A 9,279-nucleotide genomic window follows, 5' to 3' on the forward strand; every position below is an offset into this window, starting at 1 on the left:
CTTGGCATATTCACTAATCCGATGTCCCTTACTTTCCAAACGCTCGATCCATTGTTCACCGGTAGTGCCGTCTGAGGTGACGGAAAATCGGAGTCCGCCACGTAAAAACTTTAATGCTCCTTCGTAGCCACCAAGCTTGTTAATAATTGCTTCAATCTGACCAAGGGTTAATAAACCATATTTCATAATATCTCCTTTTGAGTTATTTACTCTTAAGTTTCTCACTGCCCGTGAGTTGAGGGGCGCGACCATTAGTGGTCATAGCCAGAAAAGGCCGATCAAAATCAACATCTTTTGGCTATGACCATCACAAGTTTGTGTTAAATAACAATAATTTTCTATATTACCACATAATACTTACTACGTCAATGGTGCTTCAACACCGGGAGTTGGCAACGCTGGGAGTTAAAAAAACCGCCCTAGTTAAGACGGTTTTTAATTCATTGGCTTTTGATTAACAAGTGCTCATCAGAAAAATTAGACCAACTCCAAAAGCAACCAATAGCACTGTAAAGATAAACTTTTTCACGATTCTATCCTTTCTTCAAGTAAATATTATTGTACGTTTAATCTATATTTATATCATTTAACGCTTTTTGTCAACAGTGCTCCAACGCCGGGAGTTGGCAACGCTGGGAGTTAAAAAAAACCAGCCCAAGTTCCTTAGTGGCTCTTGAACTGGCTCTCTATCAACGATCGTATTATTCTTTTACTCTTTTCACCAAATAACCAGTTCCTGCTGGAATCAAACGGCCGATAATAACATTCTCTTTTAATCCCTTGAGTTTGTCTACCTTACCAGTAACAGCGGCATCAATCAATACTCTCGCCGTCTCTTGGAAAGAAGCAGCTGATAACCAGCTATCAGTAGTCAAAGAGGCTTTGGTAATACCTAGTAATAATATTTCTCCTCGAGCTTCTTTTTTCTTTTCCTTTTTGGCTTTCAAATTCTCTTCAGTAAATTCCGAAGTAGTAACCACGTCACCAGGTAATAGATTGGTATCACCAGCATCGTGGATATAAACACGCGAGAACATCTGTCTAATAATACACTCAATGTGTTTCATATTAATCTTCTGCCCTTGCGAAGAATAAATCCACATGATTTCTTTAATAATGTATTTTTCTGTGGCTAAGCGTCCTTTGTAGTGGTACAGTTCTTGCAAATCTAAACTACCTTCCGTGATTGGATCGCCGGCTTTCATTTGGGCATGATTTTTGATCCATAAACTATACCCCGGTGGAATAATAATATCTTTAACCGCATCAATATCTTGATAAATTTGTATTCCTGACTTAGTTAAACGTACATGGCCTTCATTCTTAGCAGCGACGATTGTTTCGCCAGCAATATATTTCATCAACACATCGCCTGGGCGTACCAGTTGCTGATCTTTAACCTTAACTTCAAAATCCTCATTATAAGCATGCTCCTCAATAGTTGGCCCATGATAATGAAACTTGATCACTCTTTCTCTGCGAATACTAAGATCCGTTGTTTCATCAATAATTACCTCACCATCTTCAGTGGCCACAATTGCTTTCTTCTTGGGAGAGCGGCCTTCAAAAAGCTCTTCTACTCTTGGTAAACCCTGAGTAATATCACCAGTTGCGGCTACACCACCAGTATGGAAAGTACGCATCGTCAACTGCGTTCCTGGCTCACCAATGCTTTGTGCGGCAACAATACCGACAGCCACGCCGTGTTTGACTGGCGTATTATAGCCCAAATCCCAACCATAACACTTATGACAAATACCACGAACGGTTTTACAAGTCATGTTAGAACGGATGGTTACTTCGCTAACACCAGCTTTTTCGATTTGCTCAATGAGTTCTGGGGTAATAAATTCGCCAGCCTTCACAATAACTTTTTTGGTTGTCGGATGAGCAATTTCCTTCAAAGCAGCTCGTCCCAGTATCAAACGAGACATTGGTTCACCAATATCTTCCACATCCTGCAAATTCAAAGTTAAACCTTCGGTATCATGACAGTCCTCTTCGCTGATGACCAAATCCTGCGCCACATCCACTAGTCTTCTCGTGAGGTATCCAGCATTAGCCGTACGCAGGGCAGTATCTGATAGTCCTTTGCGAGCACCGTGAGTGGAGATAAAATATTCCAATACATCCAATCCTTCTTTAAAATTAGCTTTGACTGGTAATTCAATAATCTCACCAGCTGGACTGACCACTGATCCCTTCATACCCATAATCTGAATTAGCTGGGCCCAGGAACCACGAGCACCAGAATCAATGATTGAATACAAGCTAGACGAGGCATCAAATGATTTTTTACTGACCTCGGTGATCTCATTTTTCACTTGATTCCATATTTCAATAACGTTAATATAACGCTCATGATTGGTTAATAAACCATCATTGTATTGTTGTTGAACTTCGCTGACTCGTCTCTCACCTTCAAAAATCATAGCTTTCTTCTCAGTAACATCGGGAATATCCGACATCCCCCAAGACAAGCCAGATTGAGTTATGTATTTATAAGCCAAACTTTTAATTTCATCCAGTAAATCAATCGTGGTTTCCCGACCGGCTTGAGCGAAAGACTGACTAATGACATTACGCAACTCGCTAGATTTCATGGTTTTGTTAATATAGTTCAATTCGCTCGGTAAAATGGAATTGAAAATCAAACGTCCGGCGGTGGTAGCAATAAGCTGATCATTAATCTTGACATGAATATCTTCATGCAACGTAATCTGTTTCAAATCATAAGCCAACTTCGCTTCATTATAATCGGTAAAATATTTAAGTCGTTCGCCCTTCTGACCACTGCTATAAGTCAAATAATAACAGCCCCAAACAATGTCCTGATCTGGGTAAATAATTGGCTCACCGGTTGCTGGCTTTAATAAGTTTCTCACCGAATGCATTAACTCTTCTGCTTCTTTCTTGGCCTCTTCAGTCAATGGTACGTGTACGGCCATTTGATCGCCATCAAAATCAGCATTAAAAGCTTTACATACCATAGGATGAACCTGAATGGCTTTGCCTTCAATCAATTTGGGTCTGAAAGATTGAATTCCCAAACGATGTAAGGTCGGTGCTCTATTTAAAAAGACAAATGACTTGCTGGTAACCTCTTCCAAAATATCCCAAACTTCCGCGTGGTCTTGCTCAATGTATCTGTTGGCTGAACGGACATTGTGCACCACTTCTCTTTTGATTAGTTCGGAGATAACAAATGGTTTAAATAATTCCAGGGCCATAATTTTAGGAATACCAGTCTCACCAATTTTTAATTTTGGTCCAGCAACAATTACTGAACGAGCAGAATAATCAATTCTTTTACCCAATAAATTCTGACGAAAACGTCCTTGCTTACCTTTTAACATATCAGCGATGCTCTTGAGGGTTCTTTTTTGGCCGGTGGAGGCGGTTACTGTTTTGCTCCGCCGAGCATTATTATCAATCAAAGCATCAACTGCTTCTTGCAACATTCTTTTTTCATTGCGCTGAATAACTTCCGGGGCGTTTAACTCCTTCAATCTTTTCAAACGATTATTTCTATTGATCACACGACGATATAAATCATTTAAATCAGAGGTGGCAAAGCGACCACCATCCAAAGCCACCATCGGTCGTAAGTCTGGTGGGATAACTGGTACGGCCATCAAAATCATCCATTCTGGTCGCACACTATTAGCAATTAAATTTTTAACCAGCTTCAGTCGTCTGGTAATTTTCTTCATCTTTGAAGGAATGGCTGTCATTTTTTCTTGCTGCAATTTCTGTATCAATAATGGTAAATCCACCTCAACTAAAAGATTGCGCACTGCTTCCGCGCCAATACTTGCTTCAAAGACATGGCCATATTTCATTGATAAATCTTGATATTGTGCTTCGGAAATAATTTGTCTAACGCGCAATTCCTTCAATTCTTTTTTGGCCCGATCAGCAGCAGCTTGGAGGTGCTCTAGTTTATCGTTAGTAATACGTGTCAAAGCCGCGCTCTGTTCAATGAAATCATCTTCCGCTTTCTTTTTGTCGTGGTCATTTTTAGCAGCGACTAATTTATCAGCTTTGTTCTTATTTAACTGGACTAATTTTTGTTCTTGTTCGTTACTAATATTTTTTATCTTGGCTTTCAATTCGTTTTTGATTTGCTGCATCACTTGCTCACGTAACTCTTCATTTACAGAAATGATAATAAAGGAAGCGAAATAGATCACCTTTTCTAGTTCCTGACTGGACATGTCTAAAATCAAACCAATACGTGATGGGATACCTCGTAAAAACCAAATGTGCGAAACCGGGGTCGCTAAATCAATATGACCCATGCGTTCGCGACGAACAATGGCGCGTGTGACTTCAACACCGCACTTATCGCAAATAATCCCCTTATATCTAATTCTTTTATACTTACCACAATAGCATTCCCAATCCTTGGAAGGGCCAAATGTGCGCTCGCAAAACAATCCGTCTTTTTCCGGTTTCTGAGTACGGTAGTTGATTGTTTCTGGCTTGGTGACCTCGCCATGAGACCAACGATGAATATCTTCTGGACTCGCCAGCTTTAATCTGATGCCGTCAAAATCCAAATCAAACGTTGATTCAGTATTGACGAAGGTTGTCTTAGTTGATGATGGAGTTGGCATATGAAATATAAGAAATTATTAAAAATATATTAGTTTGATTCTTCGGTATTAGTCTCTTTCTTATTTCGACTTTCTTTATCGGCCTTAAGATCTTTGATCAGATCAACGTCCAAACACAATCCTTTTAGTTCTCTAACCAAAACATTAAATGATTCAGGAATATTAACCTTTTTGATTGGCTCGCCTTTAATAATAGACTCATAGGCTTTACTTCTACCAGGCACATCATCGGATTTGATGGTTAAAATCTCTTGCAAGGCATGAGCGGCGCCATATGCCTCGAGGGCCCATACTTCCATTTCACCAAAGCGTTGACCGCCAAACTGTGCTTTACCACCCAATGGTTGTTGGGTAACTAAAGAGTACGGTCCGATCGATCGTTGATGAATTTTATCTTCCACCAAATGATTAAGCTTCAACATATAAATAATACCGACGACCGATCGCTTATCAAAAGCTTCACCAGTGCGGCCATCAAATAATTGTAATTTACCATCTTCTTGATAGCCGGCTTTGACTAATTCTGCTTTAATCTGATTTGGCTTGACGCCATTTAAAGCTGGCGTGGCCACTCGATAGCCAAGCTTTTGAGCTGCTAATCCCAAATGGGTTTCTAATAATTGACCTAGGTTCATACGAGAAACAACGCCTAAGGGGTTAAGAATAACATCAACCGGGGTTCCGTCTTCCATAAATGGCATATCTTCCACTGGTACGACACGAGAAATAACACCTTTGTTACCATGACGACCAGCCATTTTATCACCAACTTGTACTTTACGTAATTGCGCAATTGTTATCTGGATGGATTTGATCACGCCGGCGGGTAATTTATCACCTTTTTCACGAGAAAATATTTTGACGTCGATCACCTTTCCGTGTTCACCGTGTTCCAAATACAAAGATGTGTCACGAACGTCTTTGGCTTTTTCACCAAATATTGCTCGTAATAATTTCTCTTCAGCCGATAGTTCAGTCTCACCTTTGGGAGTGATTTTACCAACCAAAATATCACCGGAAGAAACTTTAGCACCAATACGAACGATGCCGCTTTCATCCAGGTCTTTTAATTTTTCTTCACTGACATTAGGAATGTCACGAGTGATAATCTCTGGTCCGAGTTTTGTATCACGAACATCAATGGGATAATCTTGAATATGAATAGAGGTGTAGCGATCATCTTGGACGACTCTTTCCGAAATCAAAATAGCGTCTTCATAGTTACCGCCATCCCAAGCCATAAAAGCTACTAATATATTTTGTCCCAATGCAAGCTCACCATATTCGGTAGCCGCACCATCAGCCAAAGCCTCACCCTTCTTGACCAGCTCACCTTTACTGACAATCGGTCTTTGATTGATTGAAGTTGCTGCATTTGAACGTAAAAATTTATTTAAATTATACTGACGAATGTTGCCGTTTTGTTCTTCCACCAAAATCTTATCGGACTGCACGCCAACAACCTTACCTTCATTCTGATTAACTATCACCTGACCAGAATCACTGGCCGCTTTCATTTCAATGCCCGTACCAATGATGGGCGTCTGGGGCCTAATCACTGATATGGCCTGACGTTGCATATTGGTTCCCATCAAAGCACGAACAGCATCATCGTTTTCCACAAAAGGAATTAAAGCTGTTGAGATACTGATGATTTGATAAGAAGAAACATCAACATAATCAATTGTTTCTACTCGCTCGAACGATGGTTTGCCATGATAGCGTACCTCCGCGTATTCGTGAACGAATCTACCCTCGGGGGTAATTGCTGTCGTAGCCGCAACGGTTACTGAACGCTCTTCTTGAAAGGCGTCAATATATTCAATTTCGCGAGTAACGAATGGTACCACTGGCACTGTTTTAATTGCTGTTTCTGTAGCTAGGTGCTGAGCAATTTTTTCATCAATTTCTTTACCTTTAGCTAATATTACTTTACCCTTAGCGTCTAAAATATCTTCCCGAGCTATCTGACCAATGGCGCTAATACCATTATTTTTTACATCGTGTAGTACTTTACGATAAGGGGTTTCAATAAATCCATATTGGTTAACCCGCGCATAAGATGCCATGTGGCCAACCAAGCCAATATTCGGTCCTTCTGGTGTGGCAATTGGACAAATACGACCATAGTGAGTTCGGTGCACATCGCGTACTTCAAAGCCCGCACGCTCACGAGATAATCCGCCGGGACCCATGGCGGACAATCGGCGCTTGTGTTCTAACTCGGATAAAGGATTGGTTTGATCCATAAACTGCGATAACTGTGAGCTCATAAAAAACTCTTTGATCGTACCAATGACCGGTCGCGCATTTATCAATTGACTCGGTGTCAAAGTGTGAATATCTAAAGTACTCATACGGTCTTTAATAATTCTCTCCATCCGAGCCAAACCAACGCGGAATTTGTTTTGAATCAATTCACCAATAGCACGAACTCGACGATTGCCCAAATGATCAATATCGTCAGCTTCCTCTTGCGTAATATTTAAACGAATAATTTCCTTGATAATCATTACTAGGTCGTCCACCATCAAGACACGATGCTCTTTATCAATCGGAAAATTAGTATCAAATTTTTTATTTAATTTATAACGACCAACTGCACCAAAATCATAACGTTCAAAATTAAAAAACATCGCGTGAATTAAACCACGAGCATTATCCGCAGTTGCTAAATCACCCGGTCGGATTCTTTTATAAACTTCAATTAATCCTTCTTCAATACTTTTAGCGCTATCCTTACTTAAAGTTTTTTCAATATAGTTAATATTGGGATCAACTTCTACCTCTTTAAATAAATTAATCAATTCTTCGTTGGTACTCACACCGAAGGCGCGTAACAAAGAAGTAACGGCCACTTTTCTTTTACGATCAATCTTAACAAAAACAGCACCGCTAGGCTCTGTTTCAATTTCTAACCAAGCGCCACGATTAGGAATAATTTTGGCGCCATATAATTTTTTACCACGATAAGCAGTTGAAGAAAAAAAGACACCGGCGGAACGGATGAGCTGAGAAACTACAACTCTTTCTACACCGTTGACGATAAATGTTCCGCGATCAGTCATTAAAGGAAAATCACCTAAAAATATTTCCTGTTCTTTAATCTCACCAGTTTTTTTATTAACCAGCTTCACCTTCACCCGTAGCGGTGCCTCGAATGTTATATTCTTAGCCCGTGCCGTTACTTCATCAAACTTCGGCTCATCTAAATAATAATCTAGAAAATATACTTCCAAATTACGACCAATATAATCCTTGATCGGATTAATTTCTTCAAATAATTCTTTGATACCTGTATCAAAGAATAATTTGTAAGAATTTTTCTGTACTTCTATTAAATCTGGTAAAGACATGGCGTCTTTTACCTGAGTGAAATATTTTCTTTCGCCTAGTGGATGAAGCATATAATAAGAAAAGGATTAAAAGTTAAATATAATAATATTAAATTATTGTTATTTTATTTTTTAATCAAAAAAGAACTGCAACGAAAAATTTAAATTGCAACTCTTTTCTTTCGGCGCCATCACGTTTTTAACCTTAGCCAGAAATCGGTATCGGGGACAAAAAAATCTCATCCACAAAAATGGACGAGCTCAATTATTAATTTTTACCTAAAAAAAGAATAAATACCCCCAATTAACATGCTAATATAATATAGAAACTACATGCTCTTGTCAAGGATAAATATACGCTCTGTTAACTAATTTACCTAATATTAGCTATATTAAATAGAGATATACTACTTCAATTATTGTCAAATACTCCATTTTTTTCCTTAAACTAGGCATTTTTCATCAATTTATCCACAGGATCAAAATTATTGATTTAGAGAGAAGCGCTAGGTTATTCACCTAGATACTGATTAATCCTGTATTTTCCTAAGTTCTAAGCTAACTTTACTTATTGTACTGATATGTATATTAATTTACCTTCACCAATTTCTCTAACTCCTCCCGCACTACTATTCGATCATCCCAGGGCTGCATCTTGCCATTAGCCAAACAAATTGCTTGCTCTGATCCTTTACCGGTGATTAATACTAAATCATTGTCCGTGGCTAATACCAGAGCTTTTTTAATAGCCTCTCGTCGATCCAATATTGACCAGAACTTTTTACCAGTCAATCTGATAATGGGCTGAGCGCCAGCGACAATTTGATCAATGATAAACTGCGGATCTTCATCATAGGGATCTTCATTGGTAACAATAATTGTATCCGCTTTCGTTGCGGCCATTTGACCAAGAATCGGACGTCGTGCCTGGTCACGTCCACCACCGGCAGACCCTAAAACATGTATCAAATGATCAAACTGCCAATCGTCAAGCGTGGTGTACAATTGCCTTAAACTGTATGGTTCTGGTGCATAGTCAACCAGAATATTAAATCGTTGACCAGCTCTAATAAATTCCATACGACCAGGAATTAAAGCTACTTTACTTAAAGCTTTGGCGGCTACCTCTAAGGAAATGCCAAAAGCATCAGCGGTAGTAATAGCTGCCAAACAGTTATTAATATTAAATTTACCCAATAGCGGCGAAGAAAATAATTGCCCTTTGACCACGAACTTAATGCCCTGCAAATTACTCGCCAGCTGATCAGCGTAAATAACTTTGAAAACTTCTAAGTTGTTTTTTGCCTGTAGAGAAAAACCAGCTT

4 protein-coding genes are annotated in these 9,279 nt (G+C 39.3%); all 4 read right to left on the reverse strand.

All coding sequences use genetic code 11. The features are described from left to right. Positions 1-186, reverse strand: a 186-nt coding sequence (locus COX77_04860; protein ID PIZ98348.1) for a hypothetical protein, incomplete at its 3' end; no start/stop codon positions are given. Between the two features lie 515 nt (positions 187-701). Continuing rightward, the gene (rpoC, locus tag COX77_04865) at positions 702-4,619 is read right to left on the reverse strand and encodes a DNA-directed RNA polymerase subunit beta' (GenBank protein ID PIZ98349.1); all 3,918 of its coding nucleotides are present in this window, start codon (positions 4,617-4,619) and stop codon (positions 702-704) included. Between the two features lie 29 nt (positions 4,620-4,648). Next, positions 4,649-8,026 (reverse strand): DNA-directed RNA polymerase subunit beta, encoded by a 3,378-nt coding sequence (locus COX77_04870; protein PIZ98350.1) that lies wholly within the window; start codon positions 8,024-8,026, stop codon positions 4,649-4,651. A 516-nt stretch (positions 8,027-8,542) separates the two neighbouring features. Continuing rightward, positions 8,543-9,279, reverse strand: a 737-nt coding sequence (locus COX77_04875; protein ID PIZ98351.1) for a hypothetical protein, incomplete at its 5' end; no start/stop codon positions are given.

The sequence above is a fragment of the Candidatus Komeilibacteria bacterium CG_4_10_14_0_2_um_filter_37_10 genome (genome assembly GCA_002793075.1).
GTDB lineage: Bacteria > Patescibacteriota > Patescibacteriia > UBA1558 > UBA1558 > UM-FILTER-37-10.